Consider the following 25495-nt stretch of genomic DNA (forward strand, 5'->3'; position numbering starts at 1 on the left):
TAAAAGTTCACAAAGTAATACAATCTTTTTAGAGTGTACCATTTTTCCATAAACTTCGCACGAATTATTGTAACCGTTTACGCACGAGGGTGATAGGTTGAGTATACATCTTTTAATCTAGTTTTTGTCACATGGGTATAAATCTGAGTCGTTGAAATATCCACATGGCCTAGTAGCTCTTGAACTGCTCGTAAATCAGCTCCATTTTCGAGCAAATGAGTCGCAAAAGAATGCCGTAGCGTGTGTGGAGTTAGTTCTTTATTAATATGAGCTGCACTTGCAAGTTTCTTGAGAATCTTCCAAAACCCTTGTCTCGTAAGCTGGTTTCCGTGATGATTTAGAAATAATGCCTGTGAGGCCTTTTTTTTAAGCAACCTGCCTCTTCCTTGGTCAAGATAATCTGATAATGCATTACTAGCCATCTTTCCAACCGGAATAATTCGCTCTTTATCACCCTTGCCGACACAGCGTACAAATCCCATCGTTAAATGGACATCCTCCAAGTTTAGCTGAATTAGCTCAGACACCCGAATTCCAGTTGCATACAGTAACTCTATCATTGCGCGATCTCTTAATCCAAATGGAGTATTTTTCTCTGGTGCTTCCATTAGGCTCTCTACCTCTGTTGAAGATAATACCTTTGGAAGCTTCCGTTCCGTCTTCGGTGTTTCTATATGTACCGCCGGGTCCTGGTTGGTTCGTTTCTCCCTTAACAAAAACTGATGAAATGAACGTATGGAAGCAATATTTCGTGCAATCGTAGTTGATGCTTTCCCCTCGTCCTTCAAAAAGTAAAGGTATTGGATAATATCATTTCGTCGAACATCATCTAGATCTTTTTGATTTCGTTCCTTAATCATGTGTGTTGTATATTGTTTAAGGTCTCGTTCATAAGATTGTAATGTGTTTGATGATAACCCTCGCTCAACCGTTAGATAATGTAAAAAATCTTGAACTTCATCTTTCATGAAATGGACGCTCCTTATTCTCCCGTCTCGTAAAATAACAATAGCCGCTGTACAAAATTCATCTCATCTTCTTCCTGGAACGTTTCAAATACTTTTACAGCGCGCCCTTCTGGTTCATCATAACGGTGGTAGTCCTGATATTCTGCGTTTAACCATGATAAGCCATAATAAAATAATAACGTGCATCCTATAAAAGCGATGAACACTTTTAATGTATTCCATATTAATTGAATGAAAGCTTTCATGGGATAACCTCCAGTTTGTCCTTTTTACAAGGTATGCCTGTTTCGTCGGAGATTATACTTCAAATAAAAGATCTCTCCTTTTTTATCAGGAAAGATCTATTTATGTGCTACTTCTTCTTGTTCTTTATTGGCTGCCTTATCGTGACATCGGTGGCAAATCCCATGAAATGTAAGACGGTGATCTTTTATCTTAAAGTTCCAATCTTTCTCAACGACCTTTTCTACATCTCCAAGTAGATCTTCCTGAATTTCATCCACTGCTCCACATTCAATACAAACTAGATGATGGTGGAAGTGTGCGGCCCCTTCTTTGCGGAGATCGTAGCGAGAAACACCGTCACCAAAGTTAATTTTGTCTACGATTTTCAGTTCTGTTAATAATTCCAAAGTTCGATACACTGTTGCCAAGCCAATTTCGGGTGCTTTATCTTTAACGAGGAGATAAACATCCTCAGCACTTAAATGATCTTCTTCACGTTCAAGTAATACGCGAACGGTCGCTTCACGCTGGGGAGTTAATTTATAGCTTTGTGAATGAAGCTGTTTCTTAATGCGGTCAATACGGCTTTCTAACAAGATGACCCCTCCCACGCTTTATGTATATTCTCATTATAATCACGTGGAAAAACGGTGTCAAATTATAATTATTTTAAAGTTAACTTTATAGTCATTATTATATAAAAATTAATTTCAGTTAAATAAACCGAGTGTAACCTTTATAAGTACTGGAGAAATAAAGGCTTCAATAAACGATGCACCTGCAACGATAACCATGATCACTATTACGGTTAATGTATACCTAACAAGCAAGGGCATTAAAGGAATGGTGATTCGATTGGAGAATTGCCCTTTAATTAATGTAAGGGAAATCGCGACTGCCAACGTTGTTACAAATACAAATGATGGAATAAGAATCAGATTCTGCGGTAGAACAGATACGAATGATAATAGGAACCCTTCCCAACCCATTTGGTTAACTAAGAATCCAACCGTGAACCCGACAACCATCCCCTTCAAAAAGAGCAAGACGAGGATAACCGGCAAGCCAATAATTGAAAGCCCTAAGATCCAAATCAAACCGATGTATTTTAAGTAATGGAAAAAGCTCTGGGTGAACATAGCTGGAGCACCAGCAACTTCTCCATCTGAAACCTGTCCGAAAAATCGGCCTAAATAATGAAATAGGTCCTCTTTTTGCATTAGACTTAAACTGTTTACTACAATTGCACCAAAAATGATCCCCATCATCATTAACACAATCGTAAATGTATATAAGGTTGAATGCTCCTGTAAATGCTGGGAAAATGTTCGTTTCATTGAATACGTCATCCGATGCTCCATCTCTTGTCCTCCCTCTTGAATCTCTTAATTCCAGTTTATGAGGATTTTCATAGAGTATGACAAGATTGACATTTAGAAGCGAAGAAAAAGCTAGAGCACTAATTGGTTTCTACTTATTGATCGTCCCGTATTTCCCACCACCTCCTGGTTGAACGGAGAGTTGTCCATTTCTTGATGAAAGAATGTGTCTTGCAATTTTTTCCGGAACGATGGTGACCAGATCTTTAAGCGACGTTCTATGAATTACTTGCATATCTGTTCCAAATGCAGTGCGTAACTTTTTTAACGTACCTGGACCTATGCCAGGGATAAATTCAAGGGGTACTTGGTGAATATACTCTGGACGATTCGGCGTTTTTGATTGCGGGTCTACATTGCCGATTTCCTGGATCCGGTCAAACACCCCTTTGATGATCTTCCCTTTACCGCATACCGAGCACCTTTTGCCAACATTCTCAAGTGTTCCGGGTTCACCACATTTTGCACAGCATGTGCTGTAATACTTTCCAAGAAGAGGGTTTAATCCGAAATTACTTTTAACCCTTCGCCCGCTTCTCCCGGCTAAAGCTAATTTGAGTTCAAGAAACGTAGGTTGTTCGAGTTCAAGGACCTGGTATTCACGAGCAATCTTTTCTAAAGAGTGTGCATCTGAATTAGTAAGGAAAGAATATGGATGAAGCTCCGAAATTTGGTCGGCCATCTTACTATCTGAGCTCAATCCAAGTTCAATTGCATCGATTAATTCTGGGTTGAATACTTCTATTAAGCTCGTCTTGACTCCTTTACCATACATACTTTTAAAAGGAGTGAACGCATGAGCAATGACAAAGATCCCACTAAGTTCCTTCGTTTTTTCCTGTAGTTCAAGTGCTGTACCATAAAAGCGTTGAGAAGAAAGGTTAACATTCGTCATACGAGAAGATAGCCAGTTACTAAACTGCTTTAAATGGTATAAATCAGGAAAGTAGACCAAAACGTGGATAGGTCCGTTACATGAACCATCATATATTTCGATTTCTGAACCTGGTAAGAGACAGCCATTCTTATAAATCAAGCCACCATCCTCATGTTCATAAAGTTCATTTCCCTTAATCATATGTTCAAGCTCATCAATTACAGCAGGTACATGACAGTCAATGATTCCGACAATCTGTAACCCTTTTACTAAAAAAGCAGTATCAAGAACGTTTGGGAGGGTCAAATTTGGTGAAGCTGAAATTTTCACAGGCTTACCTTGATAGGTACTACCAAGGTGGATATGAAGGTCTGCAAAGAGTTGATTCATAATTTTACTCTCCCATGTATTTCAATTGTAAATATTGGACCGCAAATGCAGTTTTCGCATCATAAATTTCGTTCGTCATCATAAGTTCGATCGCCTCATCTAACGTAACTTCCATTAACTCTACAAATTCATCCTCATCTAGCTGGACGTTTCCTTTTTCTAATGAATCAGTGAAATATAAATGTACAAGTTCATCGGCAAATCCTGGGGACGTATAGAAGGACTTCACGTGCGTCAAGCGATCACTTCGATACCCTGTTTCTTCCTCTAATTCTCTTCGCGCACATGACTCAGGTGCCTCTCCCTTTTCCAGTTTCCCCGCCGGAATTTCCACGATTGTACGGTTCAAAGGCTTACGATATTGTCGCACAAGCACCATTTTATTTTCCGGGGTCATAGCTATGACTGCAACCGCACCAGGATGTTTAACGACTTCACGTTGACTTTTATTTCCATCTGGGAGTTCTACATCTTCAAGCATGAGATCGATGATTTTTCCATTATATAAAATTTTTGAACCAATTGTTTTTTCCTCTAAGTTCTTCATAAAACAAATCTCCTTTTGAACATCCTTAGTACTATTTCTACTAATAATTACATAAAGTCTACCATACAAGCTTAACCTAATTCTAACTGTTCTAAAGATGAAGGAGGTCAATTTCATGAAAATCTATCTTCAACCAAATCGCATTACCCTAGTCGGGAAAGCCTGGCAAATTAAATATATGCTTAAAAAGTATCAAGACGAATACCGAACTGTTCAAGATTGGATCGACGGACAGCAAAAACGATAAAGAAAACTCGGCGATTATGGAGCCTTTAGGCGGGGTCAGAGCCGTAGTTGCCCTTATACTATAGGTGCGTGTTCAAAAGGAGGACAAAAAGAGCCGAGAAGTTCGAGGCGTGAAAATCTCGAGGACCAGAACGTATGCTATTAATACGTGAGAACCGGAGAGATCGAACAACGAAGAAATTCGACAGCTATTTTTACCGGACTTTTTGAACATCCTCTATAGAAAGTATTTTTATACTTTCTTAACGTGAAATGATAGAGATTGGCTCTAATCGAGTCAGTCTTTTTCTTTTACACCACGTTTCTTCTTACATCATTTCGTGGTATTGTACCTATATTGGAGGTGTTCATGTTGAAAGAAAACCAACTTGGATCATCGAATCTTTATGTTTCAGAAATCGGATTAGGATGTATGTCACTCGGTGAAGACGAACAAACATCGATCAATATCATTCATCGTGCTTTGGAGAAAGGAACTACGTTCGTTGACACAGCAGACCTTTATGAATTTGGAAAGAATGAAGAATTGGTTGGGAAAGCTTTAAAAGGAAAAAGAGATCAGTGTGTGTTAGCTACTAAAGTAGGAAATCGCTGGAGCCCTGATAAAGATGGATGGGAATGGGACCCGTCACGTAACTATATTAAACATGCAGTAAAAAACTCACTCCTTCGTCTGAAAACGGATTATATCGATCTCTATCAACTTCATGGAGGGACAATCGATGATCCGATTGAAGAGATTGTTGATGCATTCGAAGATTTAAAAAAGGAAGGCCTTATCCGAGAATACGGGATATCCTCAATTCGGCCTAATGTCATTAAAGAATACCTCTCAAGATCTAATATCGTCAGTATCATGATGCAGTATAGTTTATTGGATCGTCGACCAGAAGAATGGTTGAATCTTATACGAGAAAATGGCGTTTCTGTAATTGCAAGAGGTCCACTGGCTAAAGGAAACTTATCAGAAAGAATCTTCGCTTCTAGTCCCGATAAAGGGTTTCTTGATTACTCTCATATGGAAATAAAAGAGATCGTGTTGAAAATGAAAGATCTAGCAAATGGTCGTTCATTATCCCACATCGCCATCCGTTACCCGTTACACCACCCTACAGTCGCTTCAACTATTCCTGGTTCAAGTAAAATGGCTCAGGTAACCAGCAATGCCGCGGCGTCAACCATATCTCTATCAAACGATGAAATCCATTTGCTTCAAGAATGGACAAAAAACAGCCAATATAAAAACCATAGGGATTGAGCCTCAATTACGCTCAATCCCTATGGTTAATAACAGTATACCGAATATCCCGGTAAATAAAAAGAAGACTCACTCTTTAAGAGTAGCCTCCATAATTTGATTGTTCGTTTTATTGTTCGATTACCATCGCAATCCCCTGTCCACCACCTATACAAAGACTAGCGATTCCGTATCTTAAATCCCTTTCTCTTAGCTCATATGCTAGAGAAAGTAGTAGTCTTGCACCACTTGCTCCAACGGGATGTCCAAGCGCTATCGCACCACCGTTAACGTTTGTTTTCTCACGGTCGAGTTTTAATTCTTTCTCGACAGCTAGATATTGTGCTGCAAACGCTTCGTTTACCTCAAACAAATCAATCTCTCCAATTGATAATCCAGCTCGTTGAAGAGCGATCTGTATCGCAGGAACTGGACCTATCCCCATAATCGAAGGATCAACACCACATACGGCCCAAGAATGAATCTTTGCTAGTGGTTTCGTTTTAGTCTTAGAAACATAGGATTGGTTAGCAATAATAAGTGAAGCCGCTCCATCATTTATTCCGCTTGAATTTCCTGCTGTAACCGATCCGTCCCTTTTGAAGGTTGGCTTTAAGCCTGCTAATTTTTCTTGAGACGTTGTAGCACGTACATGTTCATCACGGGTAATTAATTTCGATTCTTTTCTATGTTTAACCTCAAACGGCACTATTTCCCTTTGAAACCGACCACTCTCGATTGCCCTTGCCGCTCTCTGGTGACTTAATACGGAATATGAATCCTGTTCTTCCCGAGTAATATGGTATTGTTGAGCAAGATTTTCTGCAGTTATTCCCATTCCATCCCCAATCGCCTCGTCGCGAAGCGTTAAGAGAAGCATATCTTCAAACTCTACATTCCCAAGTTTCGGAGGCTCGAACCGGTTCGTGAACGAAACACCGGACTCATTGACATGTTTTCAACTCCACCAACTAATGCAGTATCCCCTTCACCAAGCTGGATAGATTGTGCAGCAGATATAACAGATTGCAACCCGGAACCACACAACCGATTGACAAGCATTGCAGATGTTGTAATTGGTACCCCTGCTTGAGTTGCGACATGTCTTGCAACGTATGGAGCGTTCTTACTACTGTGTATAACGTTTCCATATACAACTTGATCTATATGGTCGGGTGATACATTTGCTCGTTTCAATGCTTCTTTGGCAGTAGCAACTCCAAGTTCAGTCGAAGAAACTCCGGCAAAAGATTGACCAAATGAAGTAAAAGCAGTCCTTGCTCCATCAAGTAAATAAACGGGTTCCATCCTCTAGCCTCCTTATAAAGACTTAACAATCAAATAAAGACAAGCCCAATCGAAATGAAAATGCCTCCTACAAGCATTGAGATCAAACAAAATCCCATAATATCCTTTGCAGATAATCCAGCAATCGCTAAGGCTGGAAGTGCCCAGAATGGTTGGATCATGTTTGTCCAAGCATCTCCCCATGCTACAGCCATTGCTGTTTTTGCAGGCGAAACACCAAGTTCTTCACCAGCTAGCAACATAATTGGTGCTTGAACTGCCCATTGGCCACCGCCAGATGGTACAAAGAAATTAACAATCCCTGCACTTATAAAGGTAAAGAACGGAAAAGTTACTTCATTAGAAATGTTCACAAACCAAACAGACATTTCCTCTGCGAGCCCCGACGCAACCATCATCCCCATAATTCCTGCATAAAAGGGAAACTGTATAATGATCCCACCCGCACCCTTTACTGCATCTCCTACGCTATTTATAAACCTTCTCGGAGTACCGTGCAAAAGAATACCTAAAAATAAGAATATGAAATTTACGATGTTTAAATTCAAACTAAAACCGTTATTCACAAAGTAATAAAGAATAAAGAAGAGTCCAAGTAATCCGATAATCATTGAAACAATCCAGCTATTTTCAAGACGCTCTGCAGGCGTAGCTGCTTCTACAGTCGCTGCTTCTACTTCTTGTTCATCGAGAACTGATCGATCAATGTAGTACTGATTTTCTTTCTGATTCATCATCAATCGGTTTACAATCGGGATAAAGACGAATAAACAAGCGACAATAAATAGGTTAAAAGGGGCAAAAATAGTTGCTGACGTCGGGATAATACCGATGATATCACTCGTAAAGTGCTCAGGTGTTGCGATTGTTAACGGGATCGAGCCCGATAAACCCCCGTGCCATACCATAAACCCACTATAGGCGCTCGCAATCAGAAGGCGATAATCCACTTTTTCAATCTGTCTTGCAAGCTCCTTAGCAAATAAGGCGCCAATTACGAGGCCAAATCCCCAGTTGATTAGACTAGCAGCAAGAGAGACAAGGGTAACAACAACAATGGCTTGCCCAGGTGTTGACACGAAAGAGGCAAGCGCCCGCAGCCCTTTTTTAAACAAAGGACTGCTTGCAAGAACATACCCCGTTACTAGGATTAACACCATTTGCATCGAAAAGGTTAGCAAACTCCAAAATCCATCGCCCCAAAAACCAACCATTTCAACAGGGGTACTGCCAGTAATAATTAGCCCCATAAGAAAGACAACAAGTGTCAGTATGACTACGAACAAAAAAGGATCCGGAAGATAGCGTTGCATAACCCTATTTGAAACCGATGTCAACCCTTTAATCATTCATATTTCTCCTTTCAACTAACGATCAAAATACGTTTACATCTTCATCAATGATGAGCTTTGGTTCAGTTACATTTTGAATGTCATCCGCCGTGAAACCTTCTGCTACCTCTACAAGCTTTAATCCTTTTTCTGTTACATCAATCACTGCACGATCGGTAATAATTCGATCAACGACCCCACTACCCGTTAATGGAAGAGAACAGCTATTCAGAATTTTGGGTTCACCATTTTTGTTGACATGATCCATAATGACGATAATCCGTTTAGCACCATGTACAAGATCCATCGCACCACCCATTCCTTTAATCATCTTTCCAGGAATCATCCAGTTTGCAAGGTCGCCCTCTTCCGAAACTTCCATACCGCCAAGAATCGCGATATCGATATGTCCGCCCCGAATCATTGCAAACGATTCAGAGCTATCAAAATAGGCTGCCCCTTTCATAGCGGTTACTGTTTCTTTTCCTGCATTGATTAAATCAGGATCGACTTCACTCTCTGTTGGATACCTGCCAATTCCTAATAAGCCATTTTCAGATTGGAGTACAACCTGTTTGTTATCGGAAATGTAGTTTGCGACGAGTGTTGGCATTCCGATTCCAAGATTGACGTAAAATCCATCTTCAATTTCCTTCTCAGCTCTACGTGCGATTCGTTCCCGTACTTGTGCCTTATCTTCTTTAGTCATCGTATTTTCCTCCCCTGACGTTTATTTCGTAACGGTTAAGCGTTCAATTTTTTTCTGTTGTTTACCAACGATTAACTTTTGCACATAAATACTAGGTGTATGAATGAAATCTGGATCCAACTCGCCAATTTCATAAAGTTCTTCAACTTCGGCGATCGTTACCTTACCTGCAGCAGCAATCATCGGACTAAAGTTCCGTGCGGTCTTGTTGTAAATGAGATTCCCCATCTTATCAGCTTTCATTGCACGAACGAGGCTGAAATCCGCCGTCATTCCTCTTTCAAGCATGTAATCCTTACCATTAAAATTTCGAATCTCCCGCCCTTCTGCGAGCGGTGTTCCAACTCCAGCAGGTGTATAAAAAGCTGGAATTCCTGCACCACCCGCACGAATACGCTCAGCAAGCGTTCCTTGTGGAGTAAGCTCAACTTCTAATTCCCCGGATAGAACTTGACGTTCGAATTCTTTGTTTTCTCCAACATAGGAGCCGATCATCTTCTTGATTTGCTTATTTTTCAATAGAAGACCCAGACCCCATTCATCAACACCACAGTTATTAGAAATAACAGTCAAGTCTTTGACACCACTTTCAACTAATGCCAAAATTAAATTTTCCGGGATTCCTACTAAACCGAATCCCCCAACCATAATTGTTGCTCCATCATGTATATTTTTTATTGCTTCCAAAAATGAGGTTTCTACCGGTTTCATTATTGATTCAGCTCCTTTTTACGATTCATTTTCGATAATTGTTGCAACACCCTGGCCGCCACCGATACATAATGTAGCTAGACCATATCGGCCATTTCTACGCTTAAGTTCATGAATAAGAGTAACGAATATTCGTGTACCGCTCGCACCAATTGGATGCCCAAGTGCAATTGCACCACCATTTACATTCAATCGATCACGGTTAAATTCTAATTCTTTGCCTACTGCAATTGATTGTGCAGCAAACGCTTCGTTTGCTTCGATTAAATCGATATTATCTAATGTCAAATCTATTTTCTCGAGTGCCTTTTTCGTCGCTGGTACCGGGCCGATTCCCATGATACTTGGATCCACTCCAGCAGACGCATTCGCACGAATCACGGCTAGCGGCTTTAATCCTAATTCCTCTGCTTTCTTTCGACTCATGACCAGTACTGCAGCTGCTCCATCATTTATCCCAGATGCGTTTCCAGCCGTCACCATACCATCCTTTTTAAACGCTGGTCTTAACTTGGATAACTTATCCGCCGTTGTTCCTTTCTTCGGATATTCATCCGTATCAAATACGACAGGATCCCCTTTGCGCTGTGGAATCGTCACTGGAACAATTTCGTCTTTAAACTTTCCCGATTCAATTGCCGCAGATGCCTTTTCCTGACTCCATGATGAAAATTCATCGAGTTCTTCGCGTGACAATCCATGAGCTTCACATAAATTTTCCGCGGTTACTCCCATGTGATAGTCATTAAATGCACACCAGAGTCCGTCATGAACCATCGAATCGACAACTTTTTGATCACCCATCTTATACCCATCTCGAGCTCCCTGTAAAAGATAAGGAGCTTGACTCATGTTCTCCATGCCTCCTGCAATAACAACATCTGCATCCCCAAGCATGATTGATTGTGCAGCAAGATGGACGGTCTTAAGTCCAGATCCACAAACTTTATTTATAGTCATTGAGGAAACCGATTCAGGCAAGCCCGCTTCCATCGCAGCTTGACGAGCTGGGTTTTGACCGAGCCCAGCCTGAAGCACATTCCCCATGATCACTTCATCAACCTCTTTTACTCCAGCTCGTTCAAGCACCTCTTTTATCACGATTCCACCTAGTTTTGGTGCAGATATCGCCTTTAAACTTCCGCCAAAACCACCAATAGGGGTTCGGACAGCGCTAACTATTACAGCTTCTCTCTCCATCTCTTTCTATGCCTCCTTGAAATATGTAGTTCTATGTCCTACCTTGTCTACTTCTCACTTATTCTGAATTCTCCTTCTTATCAGCCAATTTTTCTTCAAAAGAGAGAAAATACTTGCTTCACTTAATTTTAACACGATACAATAAAAGATAACGTTATTTGAAGCGCTTACATTTTCTTTTACAAATGGAGGTTAGAATGAACATACCTGAAGAAGTGACGATTATTGAAGTTGGACCGAGAGACGGATTACAAAACGAAAAAAATCAAGTTCCTACTGAAGCCAAAGTTGCCTTTATAAAAGCGTTGAAAAATGCCGGTATAAAAGAAATGGAGTTAACGTCCTTTGTATCTCCTAAATGGGTTCCGCAAATGAGTGATGCTAAAGACGTCATTGAGGCGGGTCTTGATAGCGACCGAAATTTTGTTCTTGCACCGAACCGGAAAGGGATCGATCGGATCTACGATACGGATGTAAAACATGTTGCTGTGTTCGTAGGTGTAAGTTCATCCTTTAACAAAAAGAACATTAATAAAACAACGGAAGAGAGCATGAACGAATTACAACCGATAATTAAGGAATTGAAGGAAAAGGGTTATTTTGTCCGAGCTTGCATTTCCACTTCCTTTTACTGTCCATACGAAGGAAAAATTGATCCGGTCGATACGGTAGCATTATGTTCTCAATTTGTCGAATTTGGAGTTGATGAACTAAGCGTAGCTGATACAGTTGGCATGGCAAATCCACTTGAAAGCTATGAATTGTTTGATCGTTTACATAATAATCTCGGAGATAAAGTGCTGCTAACCGGACATTTTCACGATACGCGTGGTATGGCCCTCGCAAATATTTATGCCTGTTTACAAGCCGGCATTACTAGATTCGATAGTTCTAGTGGCGGACTCGGAGGCTGTCCGTTCTCCCCTGGAGCAACCGGAAATGTTGCGACAGAGGATGTTGTATTTATGCTCGAACAAATGGGGATTCGAACAGGGATTTCGTTAACGGGGATTGCTGAGGCAGTTGATATTATTAACCCTCACATTTCACGTCCAATCGGTACTGAATCCTCCCACGACTAAAGCCGTGGGGTTCGAATACGTAAGACCTTCTTCTAAACCGGCAGCCACAGTCCACCCCTTACAGGATGCTCAGCATTTAAGGACTTAGACACTGAATCTCACTTCTATCCGAACGTTCGCAGTCCAAGCAACCTCTGCTGCCATCGCGACTACTTCTTTCTGCTCTCACGAGCTCGGTGGGATCACACCGCTTATTTGATCCTTGACTATGGATGGACTAGAATCCCTGAATTCAAAATCATCTTGTTTTGTATCAGAATCTGACCCACGGCCTCATCATGGTTTCGTTTAAAGAGGGGATAGGTTTCCTGGCATCGTTTTTGAACCGGTCGTGTGCCAGCTTGATTAGAATTCATCAAAAGAAAGGCGGAATACAAATCCCGTTGAACGCGGGAGCCATCTTCGAACGGATGCCAACGTTGAGCTAATGGCTTTTTTATGTAGGTACGACGCTGATGGCAATATTGACTGGCTTTGAAGGTTTGGGTTTGGACATGGATGAACATCCCCCCAAGTCGTTTGACTTTTTGCTCGACGATCTGGACCAACATGGCAGGTGCCCGGTGACCGATACTTTTTCCGAATCGTTTCTTCCGTTTCAGTTTACCGGTCTTCTCCGAAACTTCCGTGTCCTTTTTTCGTTTTTGGAGGGCTTTAAAATGCATCGTCTCGATGTAGAAACAATGACCAAGGCTTACTAAGCGATTGGACAACTGGTTATGGGACTGTTTTCGAACGACCCTTTGTTTTCGATAACATTCTTGTAACCGTGACCGAAGAGTTTGATACCGTTTAGAGTAGCTCCAGGTTTTCTTTCCTGTCTTGATCCTTCCATTTTCGTAATAGTTTTCCGGGTTGGATGACCATTTGGATCGGTCCATCCTGCGTTGAAGCAGACGAATCTCACGAGAGAGGGGTTGAACCTGATCTGCTAAATTCCATAAGCCGGCCTGGGTGATGGAGGAAACGGCAAGGGTTGAGGTTCCAATATCTAACCCCACGGGTCCCTTTCCGAGTGTTTTGGTTTTTGTCGGTGGATACCCACCTATGACGAGATCGGCAAAATAACGGATGTTTCCACGGATCACTCTTTTCACTAGACGTACGTATTTCACACGATACCTTTCGAGAACCGTGATCGATTTGCCTTTTTCCGTTTTCGTGTAGGAGAAGGAGGTTTTGTTTTCAAGTTGAGACAGAATGGTCAAGGCATAATCGTCGTTGGGTTTGATGCGTAAAGGCGTGGATAGCTCCCGGTAGACGAGGTGACGATCGACATATCGCCAGCCTGTCTTGTTCGTTTTTCCTTCTAGGCTCACCATCTCACCTTTTCGAATGAATCGGACCTTGGTTGCTTTCCCGAATAGCTTCTGACGAAAAGCGAGCCACGCACGGGAAGCCATTTTTTGGGCAACCGCCGCATTGATTTGATTCCCAACGTGTTGTCGGATGGGTTTGATCCATTGATGGGCAGCATATTCCGTGAGTTCGTACTTTTCGCGAAGTTGGTTCAACTGAATGGATACGTTCTTTCGTTCTTCTTTTAGCGTAGGATTGTGCTGATCCGAGCAAAGCTTATGACGGATCCCTTTTAATTGACGTATGCATCGTTTATACGCTCTTTCACGTTTGTATTGGTGTTCTCGCTTGAGATACATTCCGAGTACCGTATTATAGATGACACGGCCAACTTCGAGTTCCCTTTCAAGGATGGAAAATAACCGTGGGTTCCGTTTTAATTCAAGGGTGAAAACAAAGCTTGGAGATTTCTCTTTTGCCATTTTTACCCCTCCTGGCGAACAAATGTTCTATATCCATCATACTACAAGAGGGGGATATTAACAATAGTTGGAAGACAATTTATATTTAAAGAGATCGAATTCATCCCATTGCTAAAGCGAATGGGCTTTCTGCGATCAACTTCTGTAATTGGAATAATCCTGGCACCCCCCTTCGATCTGGGGTTGTCTGGCTCTATTATTCTTTCAATATCCGCGGTAAATTTAAAAGCGGAAACTTCCAATGAGATGATGCGGAATAAGTTCTTATAAAATTAATTTAATAATTAATTGAATGATGACATAAACTTTCGGTCGGCATGGTCCTTCATTCTCCATAGAAGATGTCCGGTTATGCAATTAGATCCAAAGCATAATAAAAGTTTCTTGTCCCCTATCGATAACATCGATAAATGACGCTTTGGCGGGGTTAAACGATACCCTTCACCATTTTGCATAAAGCCTTTTATATTATCAAAAAGTACATTACCTTGTTTCATAAGTATTGCTTTGTTCAGAGTCATTTCGGGAAAGTTTCGAACTGTAACGCTTTCCCCTGCCCCGAAAATAAACGGGAACTGTTTTACCTGCAAGGTATCTTCGACGAGGAGATGCCCTTTTTCATCGGTTGGAAGCTTCGAACTCTTATAAAGGTCAGGAGACTTTGAATCTGTCATCCACCACAATGAATCGAAGGTAAGGTTAGAAGATTGCGTAATGATTTTGTTTTCTTCCACACGTTCCACCTTTTCGTCCTCAACACGATGAATACCCGCTTTATCTACCATTCGTTTTAGTCTAGATTGATTCGCTTGATTCATATTATGTAGTGAAGAAGGATTCATAATGATTACCCCACCACTATCTTGATTCTTTGTCTTCCAAGCTTTTATCGAAAAGCTTAATTCAACTCCTGCTATGCCTCCACCCACAATAACAACCCGTCCAGTTTTCCCTTTCTGATCACTTATAGTTTGAATTTCCTTATAATGATCAGGACAAATTATCCTACTAGTATCCTCTATGAATAATAGATCCTTCGAAGCTGATTCCATATCAAAGGAAATAACATCAAATGATAATATCTCCCCTTCATCCGTTAATACTTTCTTTTGTTTTGCATCGATCGATAGTGGCTTCCCTTTAACAACTGTTACTCCTGCATCTGACGCTAACGTAACCAGGTTAACACCCACCTGATCCAATTCGTAGTAGCCTTCTACTAGCCCCGGCAACATATCGCGATTGAAATACGTATTATCTGGAACGAGCAACGTAACATCACTGTCCATCGTTGCCCCTTCTTTTAACCGCTTCAAGAAATAAAGGTGGGCAAATCCACCTCCAATAAGTACAAGTTTATTCGTCATAAAATCTCCTTCAGCCCCTTACTTTGACTAACCCTTATCTACCCTAATTGAGAACATCGATGAAAGTTGTTTTCGAAATAGCAATGGCAAAGTTGTTAATGCAACCAAAAGCACAATCGATAAAATCATAATCTCATTTCCGCCTGAATACGCACTACTTCCAAGTCCGCAATAAATGAACGCACCCGGTACAACACCAAGGAATGTCGCCCATAAATAGGGGGAAAATCGTATATTGGACACGGCACTTAAATATGTGACAATTTCAAAATGCAAAAAAGGAAGCAGGCGCAGTACAAGTAAAATGTAGAAACCTCTTTTGTCGATTTGTTCCCGAATTTTATCATATTTCGGTTTTGAAGGAACCCTCCCTACTTGAATACCCAATTTTCGAATTGCTAAAAACGAGACAATCGCCCCTAGACATGTCCCAACCATTGTTAACACAAAACCATACCAAAACCCAAATGCAAGACCCCCGACAAGGGCTAACAAAGATGATGGAAACAAAACAAACGGTCTAATTGTAAAAATTAATAAATAAACTCCTGGTGCAGTCCATCCGAACGAAAGGACCCAATTGCGAATTTTCTCTGGTGGAATCTTTAAGAAAGCATGATTTAACCAAAGAAATAAAATCAATAAGACTACGGTTATTATTAAATTTCTTATCAGCTTTTTCTTATTCATTGGTTATCCTCTTTTTCTCACTGTGTGTATTCATATGTTTTATACTTACCCCAGTAGTCGAGCTCATTCCCTTTTTCATTTATCACTCAAACATATAGATTTCCATTCACCTTATAAGCTCTACGTTTCTATACTAACAGTGAGAGAAATCCAAACGTGCCTGTTTCGTAAAAATATGGTATTCTACAAATAGGACAACATATACTTTAAAAAAGGGGGAGACCCTAGAGCAAGAACAAGACACTCTTGCAGGTCTTCCCCAAATATAGCACAATAGATTTCCCTCAATGGGGAAGGCTATTCTGATGGATAACCACCCTACTCAGCCGGTAAGCTAAGGGTGGTTATTTCCTTTTGTTCTGAACCGCTAACAACGTGATGATCAACAGCCCAAACGTTAGCATGATACTGATCGATTCATACGCTGTCATGACAACACTCCCTTTCTGTCTCGACATAAATACCGAAACGGGGAATGCCTTCCACCCTAAAGTGTCGTCTATTGTACTGTTTTAATTATAACACAATTCCATGTTTTCCCACATCCTACCTAAGAGACATTTATTATATTCTTCTGGCAGAACGATCATTCCATTTCTGGATTGTAACTTTATCGACAAATTTCAAATAATTTTTTATTAAACACCCCCAAATTGAAATCGATAATACCGAAAAATGTAAGCACAACCCCCTTAAAAGTTATAAATGGAAGGACACTTTTGATATAGTACCCCCTGTATCACTAGTGTCCTTTTTGCGTCATAAATCTTTCCCTTTCTAACACATTAAGAAAGAAAACTTGGTTACATAGATATAAAACACCCCATCAAGATCAAAATCTTGATGGGGGATATCCCGTTACGCACTTATCGTTTCATCATTTGCCTTGTTAATTCCAGTTTTTAATTGTTGTCTTGCCCTATATAGGCGTGATTTAACTGTTCCTTTTGGGAGATGCAGACGTTCGGCAATTTCCTCTTCTTTATAGCCATTTTTATACTTTAGTAGAAATACGGCTTGTAAGTCAGGCTTCAGATGGTTAATTTCTTGTTGAAGCTCTTCCTCGAACCAATGCTGCTCTGCTTCTTTTTCAACATCACAATAGTTTTCCATAGTCGTTTCATCTTGGACATACATAACTTCTTCAACTGGTATAATACCCGATCTTTTCTCTTTTCTGATTAGATCAATCGCTGTACGTGATGCGATGGTCGATAACCAGGCTCCCATTTTATCTAGGTCCATGATCGTATCGATTTTATTGAAGGCTTTCAGAAACGTTTCCTGCATGATGTCTTCAGCAAGGTGGGCATCACGAGTGATTCTTACCGCAACCCTATAAACCTTATCACAAAATTTTTCGTATATGAATGCAAAATCAATTTCAGGAATGTCTAAATTTATACTTGGAACGACGGCTGACACGGTTTCCACCTCACTTTTATTTAAAATGTTGTTTTACGAAGTCTGGAAGGTCTTCTGAATTAAAGCTTCGCACTTCTACTTCATAGAATTTTTGGTTCTTAAATTGTAATCCTACGAGATACTCATCCCTAGGGTTTCGATAGGTGGAACTTTCCCACACTCTTTGAATCTGTTCTTCTGATGTCACTTTCAACGCATTTTCATTTTTGAGCATACTTTCCATTATCCTGTGAGGTGGGCCGTTTCTTATTCCATCGTCTATATCCTCCCGCTTCACAATAACTGCATAATCGATGTCCTTAGCGCTGATTCGCGATTCTTCGAGCTTACCTTGATCCTTCAGGACACTTTCAAACTCTGTATAGGATGGTTTGAATTTCATATGAATCCGTAACCTGCGTTCGTCATCAAGCAATATCGTAATCTCAGATAAATTTTCATCGTATTTATCGGAGAGGCTATACGTGTCATTCTTGATGTCTTCCCTTAATGCCTCGAGTGCATCGGTAATTTCTTTTGGATCGGCAATCACTGCTCGTTTATCAACAGGTCCACTCGGTGAGATCGTGATTTGATCGATCTCATCTGGTACTACATGTAATACTTCATACTCTGCTTCTTTAAATTCTTTGGAATCATAGATCTGTTTTAAATCGTCTTCAAATGGTTTTACATCAGACAGTTGGTATTGGCGTACTACTTTCCCGCCATTTTTCAACTCATATGCGATAAATACACTTTGATCGGAGCGCGCCGGGTCTTCTAGCATGTCTTGATGTTCAATGATTTTATGATGAAGCTCCTGAATCGCATTTATGGTTTCTGGCTTCTTAAAAAATGGTTTATGCTCATCCATCGGTTCGTCGACCATATAGTAATCCGTTGTGTTTTCTTCTTCCATATATCCAAATGAGCTATCTGCAAAATACACGCGTTCAATCTCATCAAGCTCAGGTACTCTCTGCTGGTAACCTGTTATATCGAAATTGATGAGTAATCCGACAAACACCATGACCACTGAATAAATGAGTAATCCTTTTACATGGGTAAAGACACGCCACGTTTTTTGCAGAAGCATCTCAGCGACGAAATAACCGATCAATGAGCCGACAACATAACCGAATATCGCCCATCCGATGCTGTTTTCAGTCTCACCGAAGTACAGACCTCCAAGCAACATCGTACAAAAGGTCACTCCATATTTGAATAAAGGCCTTAGCTGACGGAAAACAATTGCCTGCGAAACGGTTTCGAGGCTACGTCTCTTATACAACCACATCCCTAAACCATAAAAGATTACAGCGATCGCAAGATAAATCAGTATTTCAATCAGACTAAATATATCGTTGGCTCTGGTACGCCCATAGTCAACAAAATTGACGACATTTGTAACTGGCGATAACTTTAAAATATTATACTCAAGGTAGAAGTTGGGTAAAAATCCAAATAGAAACAATTCTAAATTGTATAAAACAAGTGCGGTTATTCCTGCAGGGAACAAAAGCAGAATAAAGGTCAAAACTCCTTGTACTGCAGAAAGTCCCGTCACAGTCCCGACGAACACACCCGCTAGAAAAACAAGTAAGGTTATGACAAATGTCATGCCTGCCCAGGAGAAAATTTCACGAATCGTAAAAAAGTCTTCCAACTCTATGAAACCTTGCATTAACAGTAACGTTATTACAGTAAACAAGATTGGTATTACTAAGTACCAAATACCTAAACTTACATACTGGTTAAAAATAGTTGCTCGTGTAACTGGTAAGCTATGCATAAAATCCGAAGCACTTTTCACTTGTAAAAAACGAAATAAAAAGATCGCAAGCAATAATGGCACCGCAAACATTAGTACGAGTTGGACCGGGAACATAATCGTGAATATGTTCTGATATCCTTCATAAGTATGTCCCATTTCCTGCCAATTCGACCATTCCATCAAGATCCGCAATGGAAGCGCAAATAGCAGCCCCACTAAATAAATAATTCCAACCCAACCTACGTTACGGAAGCTTTGGATCATGATTTCTTTATTAAACAAGGATGTTTTTGATTGCATACCCAACGTCCCCCATTTCGTAAATAAAGATTTCTTCTAGCGTCAGCGGCAGCATATCGAAAATTACCGGATGATATTTTTCGAACTGGGACGTGATTTCTGATGACTGTCCACGAACGATACAGAGCAGGACACTACCACGCTCTTCCTTGTACAACACCCTTACATCCTCAAATAATTTTGCAGGTATGCCTTCTTTAAAAGCGACTTGAACCTTATGAATGTCTGACTTGAGGTCATCGAGATCTTTTTCCAAAAGGAGCTTCCCTTTATGTAAGATTCCGATATGATCGCAAATGTCCTCGATTTCTCTAAGATTGTGTGAAGAGATCAGAACGGTCATTTCTCTCTCTGCTACATCTTGTAAAATTAAATTTTTCACCTTTTTACGTATGACCGGATCAAGTCCGTCAAACGGTTCATCCAATACCAAAATCTCCGGCATCACTGAAAGCGTTAACCAGAACGCTACTTGTCTTTGCATCCCTTTCGAGAACTTTTGGATCTTTTTATTAAGATCAATCTCAAAAACCTCATGAAGCTTTTGAAAACGGTCCTCATTCCAATTCGAATAAATGCTTTTATAGTAACTGGCCATTTGCTTCACCGTATATTGAGAAAAGAAGTAAAGTGTATCTGGTAGAAAAATCATTCTGCTTTTAATTGAGATATTTTCAAACACTGGCTGCTGATCAATAGTAACAGAACCTTTCCCCTCTCTATAAATACCTGTTACATTTTTCAGCAACGTTGTTTTCCCTGCTCCATTTGACCCGAGCAGTCCATAGATAGATCCTTTATTAACTGTAAAAGATACATCTGATAACACGTTTATATCATCGAAGTTTTTGTTTACATTCCGTACTTCAATCATCGTTTCCCCTCCCCCTAACGTTGTTCTATTTCTCTAACTATTCCGCATAGCTCATCGCCTGTCATACCAAGGTATAATGCTTCAGAAATGAGTCTGGTCAATTCGTCTTCTATTTTTACGCGCTTTTCAGAGTGAATCGTGCTTGTCGTTTCACTCACAAAATTTCCTTTGCCCTTAATGGAATAAATATATCCCTGTACCTCTAGTTCCCTGTATGCTTTTTGGATTGTATTCGGGTTGATCGTCAATTGCTGAGCAAGCACCCTTACAGAAGGGAGTTGTTCATCTTTTTTCAGTAGATCATTGATGATTAATTCTTTAATTTTTTCGACCAGTTGTTCGTAGATTGGTTTCCTACTTCTTACATCGAGGTCAAACATAGTCACCCTCCCAACTTTCTCGAGCTGTACTAAGTGTATGAACCGTACTAACTGTACTATTATTATTAATACAGTTGTTATTATATACGAACTTTCTATCGTATGGAAGAATTTTTTTATTTTCCACTGAAATTTTTGGCATGAAGGCGAAGAGCATTTTCTCGGGCCGGAAGCAAAAAGCTATGAATTCATTAGCTCGAAGTGTATATAGTACGTTTTGAGGCAGAATTTGGTCATCCGAAGGTGGAGATTTGCACAGGATTTATTACCTGCATAACCTTTTATTCACTTTAAAAATACTGTAAATTAAAAGTACTGATTATTAGGAGGATTAAAAGCGGGGGTTCTTTGAAATCACTCCAGATCGAATTAATTTTATCTTCAATGCATTACATGAAAATGAATATGATCATGAGGAGTTGTACCGAGATATTATGAACCGTTGGAATAACGGAGATTTTTCTAAAGCTGTTGATGCCCATAACAACATGCGTAATTTCATGAATTTCGAAACGGACATAGATGTGGCGGCGAATAGGTTATTGTCTGCTGAAGAAGAAAATCAATACCTTTTAAAAGTGTTAAGCTCCTCGATTGTCAAATCGGTTGATAAAAAATAAAAATGCCAGGTGTTTCCTGGTACACAAATTAACAATAATTATATCTATGGTACAACGCTATAGCGACGGAACCACTTGATATAGTGAATTTCTTTTCACTTCATGATCTAATTCTGAAAAATACAGGTCTAACTCCGAAAATACAGTCCTAACTCTAAGAATACGAGCGTAACTTCAAATATACGGGCGTAACTTCAAAAATACGAGCGTAACCTCAAAAATACGGGCGTAACTTCAAGAATACGAGCGTAACTTCAAAAATACGGGCATAACTTCAAAAATACGAGCGTAACCTGAAAAATCCGATCTCATCCTGGCAGATTCATCCCTAACTCCACGCATCACTTTTTTGAACTACATCTTTAAAGCTAAAAAACCGCCTCCTTATTCAGAGCGCGGTTAGAATTATTTTTATAGGTATCGGACATCGAGTATGTCTTGGAGCCTCAGGTCGTGTCGGTCGCCGAACTCACTGACGATACGCAATATACTTTGGACAGGATCGGCGTAGTGGATGTTTCCAATGAGAATTTTATATTCGGTATTTTCGAAGTGGATGAATGAAAGGGGGCGGTTCGACGCCATGGCTTCATAAATAATTTCATTCATTTCTTCTAACTTCTGTTCATCGAGTTCAGGCTTTTGCTGGATTCGGTCTTCTTCCTTCCAATCACGAAGAAGTTTGACATGCTCCGGGAGCATCATCGCCGTCCATTTGATATTTCCGCGGTCTCGGATACCCATGATTCACCCTCCTTCCCTAAGCTTTGTGTCCGCCGACAAGACGGCTGCGATGCCGAGCTGTTCCCGCTGGTGTATACGATACCGCACGTAAGAGAGCATCCCCGCCATACCTTTCGCGAATTTGATCCATCGTATAGGCGAGCGTCCGCTTTTTCGGGCGATCCATATCAAACAGAGACAGCTGCATTTCCTCATCGGCACAAACGTTGGAAAGGGTAATTGAGAGCTTTCGAACGGTTTCTCCGGTATAAAATTCGTCAAACAGCTGAAGGCAGACCCGGTAAAGATCCATCGTAATATTCGTTGGTTCCGGAATCGTCCGGGAACGATGAAATCCCCCACTGGCTTCATCTTTACTGTATCCGACACCGAGGCTGATCGTCCGTCCAGCTTTTTGTGCGTTACGGGCTCGGCGTCCAACCTCTTCGCACATTTCGAGAATGACGTACTGGATTTCTTTTCGATCCTTATAATCCCGGAGTAAAATCTGTCCTTTTCCATAGCTGATTTGTCCCTGCATAATCGGGGCACCAATCTCAGACAAATCAACACCGTTCGCATGATAATAGAGCTGATTCCCCATGACACCGAACGTTTTTTCAAGCAACTTCAAAGGATAATTAGCGAGCTGGCCGACAGACATGATCCCCATCCGATTCAAGGTTTTCTCCAGACGCGGTCCGATTCCCCACATGTTACTGAGCGGCGATACCTTCCAGAGCTTTTTCTCGACGTCGTCGTAGGTCCACTCCTTGATGTCGTCCTTTTTCGCTTCAAGATCGAGACAAATTTTTGAAAGAAGCATGTTTGGACCGATACCAATTGCACAGGTAAGACCATACTTTGCAAGGATTTCCTCCCTAATTCGGCGCGCAACTTCCCATCCATCTCCCCATAGTTTTTCTGTTCCATCAACCTGTAGAAAGCTTTCATCGACACTGTACGTGTGGATAGAATCCTTGGGCACATAACGGTTGAACAAACGGGTAATATCCGTCGATCGTCTTAAATAAAGGCGCATTTCAGCGTTAACAACATGGATGCGCGGGTCATTGGGCACCTCGAATAGTCGGCTACCTGTTCGAATTTTAAATTCCTTTTTCATCATTGGTGAAGCTGCGAGTACAACACTTCCTTGACGGTCGGTGTCTCCGACGACGACAAGATAACAGGTAAGTGGATCAAGTCCCATTTCAACCGCACTACAGCTCGCAAAAAAACTTTTCATATCAATACAAAGAATCGTTCGTTTTTCAAAGGTTGAATAATCAATTTCCATCCTCGTCACTCCTGAAAGGAACGTTTGTTCTATATCTTATGTCTCATTATATGAGAATATACGTTCGTTTTCCACTGGTAATTTTCACCGTGATCGATGTTAACTAGGAAAAAGGACCGAGTTGAAGAGAATTAAAGGGGAAAATCCGAGGTGCTTTTTATGATCAAGGATTTGCATCGACATCTCCTGTCATGCCCTTCCTCCTTAAACTGTATGTATAGTAACAAAATACGATTTCATGTAATAATTCTCCGTAATGAAACGAATTGTGTTCAAGGTAAAATCTCGGCTAATAAAAGTTGGAATTATTCATCCCAAGGTAATTTAACAGGCAACGTTCCCAAAGCCTCCTGTTTACCAAAAATCACATCTGCGGTAACTTGAAACGATGCTGTTGCAGCTGAATATTGTGCAATTGCCGCATCAATCTCAGGAAGGACAGTGAGATCATATGGATTCCGAGCCATGACTAAAATCGTTTGCTGTGAATCGTTCATCGCCTTCTTTAAACTAATAAGCTCCCAGGCATTTTTACTATCTCCAACGATAGTGGCAGAATCGGTCACAAAAATGGTCAAATTGGATCGTTTGAGTTTCCGAGTTTGTTCTTCGACGAGCTCTCCATTCTGATTTTTAAATGAATCAATATGAATGAGTTCAAACTGATAATGATGCTCCCACAGAGCGTTTTTCATAGAATCAAGAAGCTTTTTGGAAGAAGAAATGATGGCTATTGAACCTTCGAAGTCTTCTTCTAGCGGAAGAACTTGTTCATTTTTCAACAGGGTAACAGATTGTTCGGCAACCGTTTTTTCAAGTTGAATCGCTTTTTCAATTGTTGTGCTTTTCTGTCCATCCTCGGTCTCAACAGAAACAAATTGCTGCTTTGCTTTTAAAATGCGTACAACTGACTCGTTCAAGCGTTCTTCCGTAATCCGCTCTGATTTGACCGCTTCAAGCAGTGCATCATAAGCTACCTTTAACTGGTCAGGCATCACAATTACATCAGCACCGGCGAGTATTGCACGAACTGCAGCTTCACCTGAGCCAAAATGCTCAGAAATAGCCTTCATGTTCATCGCATCTGTAAATACAAGACCTTTATAGTTCATCTCATCCCGTAAAATATCATTGATCATTCGAGGGGATAACGTTGCGGGAAGATGAACAGGTAAGCCATCTTTTTGGGAGTCCAGCTGAGTCGTTTCAATTTCCGGGAACGTAATATGTGCAGTCATGATCCCTTGTACACCTTCATTAATCATCGTCTGAAATGGCTTTAATTCTGAATTTCGCAACTCTTCAAGCGATTTTGGATGAACCGGCAAAACATAATGGGAATCCGAATCGACACCGCCATGCCCCGGAAAATGCTTGGCTACTGCGATAACACCAGCTTCATTTAATCCTTTCATGAATGCTGTTCCCATCTCGCCAACTTGTTTTGGATCATCGCCAAACGATCGGATACCAATGACAGGGTTGAGCGGATTTATATTCATATCAACGGAAGGAGCAAAATCAATATGAATGCCGAGATTCCGGAGTTCTTCCCCAAGGATCTCACCTGTTTTACTTGCTAGATTGTTATTTCCAGTTGCTCCAAGCGCCATGTTTCCTTGTAAATCCGGAAAATAGGGGAGTCTCGTCACAAGACCCCCTTCTTGATCAATCGATATCATCAATGGAAGCTTGCTCTGTTCCTGTAATTTGGAATTCAAAAGCTTTACTTGCTGTCTTGACTCGACATTCTCACGAAATAAAATGATTCCACCAGGGGTAAAATCATCAATCATCTTTTTAATTTCCGGCTGCATGGTCGTTACCGGTTTGTTATCCACCTTACGAATGGCTGGCATAAGCAATTGGCCGACTTTTTCATTTATCGTCATCCGTTCAACAAATGCTTCAACCTTTGCCCCATTCTCTTGAACGTCATCCCAGGTTACTGTTACTGGTTCCTTATCATTCAACAAAGAAACAACAATACCCACACCCAAAATCAAACACGTGATCAAAAAACCGATTATTAAATTCCTAGACCACCTCATGGAGCACCCCTTTATTCC

General features: G+C 40.7%; 24 protein-coding genes and 2 pseudogenes. 4 read left to right on the forward strand and 22 right to left on the reverse strand.

Annotation, left to right across the window (positions count from 1 at the left end):
• Positions 1-77: 77 nt before the first annotated feature.
• From xerD to NON16_RS06330, 6 genes are all read right to left on the reverse strand, one after another.
• Positions 78-968, reverse strand: a complete 891-nt coding sequence (gene xerD, locus NON16_RS06305) for a site-specific tyrosine recombinase XerD (RefSeq protein WP_257347832.1) — start codon at positions 966-968, stop codon at positions 78-80.
• A 14-nt stretch (positions 969-982) separates the two neighbouring features.
• Entirely contained in the window at positions 983-1213 is a 231-nt protein-coding gene (locus NON16_RS06310; RefSeq protein WP_257347834.1) for a YqzK family protein, read from the reverse strand.
• Positions 1214-1309: 96 nt separating this feature from the next.
• Positions 1310-1792: a ferric iron uptake transcriptional regulator gene (gene fur / locus NON16_RS06315; RefSeq protein WP_257348061.1), complete on the reverse strand. Its 483-nt coding sequence runs from the start codon at positions 1790-1792 to the stop codon at positions 1310-1312.
• Positions 1793-1903: 111 nt separating this feature from the next.
• Positions 1904-2554 carry a stage II sporulation protein M gene (gene spoIIM / locus NON16_RS06320; protein ID WP_257347842.1) on the reverse strand — a complete coding sequence of 217 codons (651 nt, stop codon included), beginning with the start codon at positions 2552-2554 and terminating at the stop codon, positions 1904-1906.
• Positions 2555-2663: 109 nt separating this feature from the next.
• Positions 2664-3839, reverse strand: a complete 1176-nt coding sequence (locus NON16_RS06325) for an endonuclease Q family protein (RefSeq protein ID WP_257347846.1) — start codon at positions 3837-3839, stop codon at positions 2664-2666.
• A 4-nt stretch (positions 3840-3843) separates the two neighbouring features.
• Complete coding sequence (locus NON16_RS06330; RefSeq protein WP_257347849.1) at positions 3844-4386, reverse strand: NUDIX domain-containing protein; 543 nt, start codon at positions 4384-4386, stop codon at positions 3844-3846.
• Positions 4387-4501: 115 nt separating this feature from the next.
• Here NON16_RS06330 and mciZ point away from each other — a divergent pair, with 115 nt between their 5' ends.
• Both mciZ and NON16_RS06340 read left to right on the forward strand, forming a co-directional pair.
• A complete protein-coding gene (mciZ, locus tag NON16_RS06335) occupies positions 4502-4633 on the forward strand; it encodes a Z-ring formation inhibitor MciZ (protein ID WP_257347851.1) in 132 nt (43 codons plus the stop codon).
• A 351-nt stretch (positions 4634-4984) separates the two neighbouring features.
• Positions 4985-5890, forward strand: coding sequence for an aldo/keto reductase (locus NON16_RS06340; RefSeq protein ID WP_257348062.1), 906 nt, complete (start codon positions 4985-4987; stop codon positions 5888-5890).
• A gap of 109 nt (positions 5891-5999) precedes the next feature.
• On the opposite strand, the pseudogene NON16_RS25585 reads toward NON16_RS06340, so the two are convergent.
• The 5 genes and pseudogenes from NON16_RS25585 to NON16_RS06365 form a co-directional block, all read right to left on the reverse strand.
• Positions 6000-7177 (reverse strand): annotated as a pseudogene (locus NON16_RS25585) (thiolase family protein).
• A gap of 29 nt (positions 7178-7206) precedes the next feature.
• Positions 7207-8523 (reverse strand): short-chain fatty acid transporter, encoded by a 1317-nt coding sequence (locus NON16_RS06350; protein ID WP_257348063.1) that lies wholly within the window; start codon positions 8521-8523, stop codon positions 7207-7209.
• Positions 8524-8551: 28 nt separating this feature from the next.
• Entirely contained in the window at positions 8552-9217 is a 666-nt protein-coding gene (locus NON16_RS06355) for a CoA transferase subunit B (RefSeq protein WP_257347855.1), read from the reverse strand.
• A gap of 21 nt (positions 9218-9238) precedes the next feature.
• Positions 9239-9928 carry a CoA transferase subunit A gene (locus NON16_RS06360; protein WP_257347857.1) on the reverse strand — a complete coding sequence of 230 codons (690 nt, stop codon included), beginning with the start codon at positions 9926-9928 and terminating at the stop codon, positions 9239-9241.
• An 18-nt stretch (positions 9929-9946) separates the two neighbouring features.
• Complete coding sequence (locus tag NON16_RS06365; RefSeq protein WP_257347861.1) at positions 9947-11128, reverse strand: acetyl-CoA C-acetyltransferase; 1182 nt, start codon at positions 11126-11128, stop codon at positions 9947-9949.
• Positions 11129-11325: 197 nt separating this feature from the next.
• Here NON16_RS06365 and NON16_RS06370 point away from each other — a divergent pair, with 197 nt between their 5' ends.
• A complete protein-coding gene (locus tag NON16_RS06370) occupies positions 11326-12210 on the forward strand; it encodes a hydroxymethylglutaryl-CoA lyase (protein ID WP_257347864.1) in 885 nt (294 codons plus the stop codon).
• Positions 12211-12416: 206 nt separating this feature from the next.
• Here the strand turns inward: NON16_RS06370 and NON16_RS06375 are convergent, their stop codons facing one another.
• The 8 genes from NON16_RS06375 to NON16_RS06405 form a co-directional block, all read right to left on the reverse strand.
• The gene (locus NON16_RS06375) at positions 12417-13991 is read right to left on the reverse strand and encodes a hypothetical protein (RefSeq protein WP_257347867.1); all 1575 of its coding nucleotides are present in this window, start codon (positions 13989-13991) and stop codon (positions 12417-12419) included.
• A gap of 284 nt (positions 13992-14275) precedes the next feature.
• Positions 14276-15358 (reverse strand): NAD(P)/FAD-dependent oxidoreductase, encoded by a 1083-nt coding sequence (locus tag NON16_RS06380; RefSeq protein ID WP_257347868.1) that lies wholly within the window; start codon positions 15356-15358, stop codon positions 14276-14278.
• 27 nt (positions 15359-15385) lie between these two features.
• On the reverse strand, positions 15386-16048 hold the full coding sequence (locus tag NON16_RS06385; RefSeq protein WP_257347869.1) for a TVP38/TMEM64 family protein: 663 nt from the start codon (positions 16046-16048) through the stop codon (positions 15386-15388).
• A gap of 344 nt (positions 16049-16392) precedes the next feature.
• On the reverse strand, positions 16393-16506 hold the full coding sequence (locus tag NON16_RS25590) for a putative holin-like toxin (protein ID WP_372508754.1): 114 nt from the start codon (positions 16504-16506) through the stop codon (positions 16393-16395).
• 400 nt (positions 16507-16906) lie between these two features.
• Positions 16907-17473 (reverse strand): RNA polymerase sigma factor, encoded by a 567-nt coding sequence (locus tag NON16_RS06390; protein ID WP_257347872.1) that lies wholly within the window; start codon positions 17471-17473, stop codon positions 16907-16909.
• A gap of 16 nt (positions 17474-17489) precedes the next feature.
• A complete protein-coding gene (locus NON16_RS06395; protein WP_257347874.1) occupies positions 17490-19529 on the reverse strand; it encodes an ABC transporter permease in 2040 nt (679 codons plus the stop codon).
• On the reverse strand, positions 19504-20403 hold the full coding sequence (locus tag NON16_RS06400; protein ID WP_257347876.1) for an ABC transporter ATP-binding protein: 900 nt from the start codon (positions 20401-20403) through the stop codon (positions 19504-19506). Before NON16_RS06400 ends, NON16_RS06395 begins: the two co-directional genes overlap by 26 nt.
• Positions 20404-20417: 14 nt before the next feature.
• Positions 20418-20783 (reverse strand): GntR family transcriptional regulator, encoded by a 366-nt coding sequence (locus tag NON16_RS06405; RefSeq protein WP_257347877.1) that lies wholly within the window; start codon positions 20781-20783, stop codon positions 20418-20420.
• Positions 20784-21130: 347 nt separating this feature from the next.
• On the opposite strand from NON16_RS06405, the pseudogene NON16_RS06410 reads away from it, so the two are divergent.
• A pseudogene (locus NON16_RS06410) lies at positions 21131-21403 on the forward strand (DUF6241 domain-containing protein); the annotation flags it as partial.
• Positions 21404-21814: 411 nt separating this feature from the next.
• On the opposite strand, the gene NON16_RS06415 reads toward NON16_RS06410, so the two are convergent.
• From NON16_RS06415 to nagZ, 3 genes are all read right to left on the reverse strand, one after another.
• Entirely contained in the window at positions 21815-22147 is a 333-nt protein-coding gene (locus NON16_RS06415) for a YolD-like family protein (RefSeq protein WP_257347878.1), read from the reverse strand.
• 16 nt (positions 22148-22163) lie between these two features.
• A complete protein-coding gene (locus NON16_RS06420) occupies positions 22164-23426 on the reverse strand; it encodes a Y-family DNA polymerase (protein ID WP_257347880.1) in 1263 nt (420 codons plus the stop codon).
• Positions 23427-23731: 305 nt separating this feature from the next.
• Positions 23732-25477 (reverse strand): beta-N-acetylhexosaminidase, encoded by a 1746-nt coding sequence (gene nagZ / locus NON16_RS06425; protein ID WP_257347881.1) that lies wholly within the window; start codon positions 25475-25477, stop codon positions 23732-23734.
• Positions 25478-25495: the final 18 nt, after the last annotated feature.

The organism is Pseudalkalibacillus decolorationis (assembly GCF_024609785.1).
Classification (GTDB): domain Bacteria; phylum Bacillota; class Bacilli; order Bacillales; family Fictibacillaceae; genus Pseudalkalibacillus; species Pseudalkalibacillus decolorationis.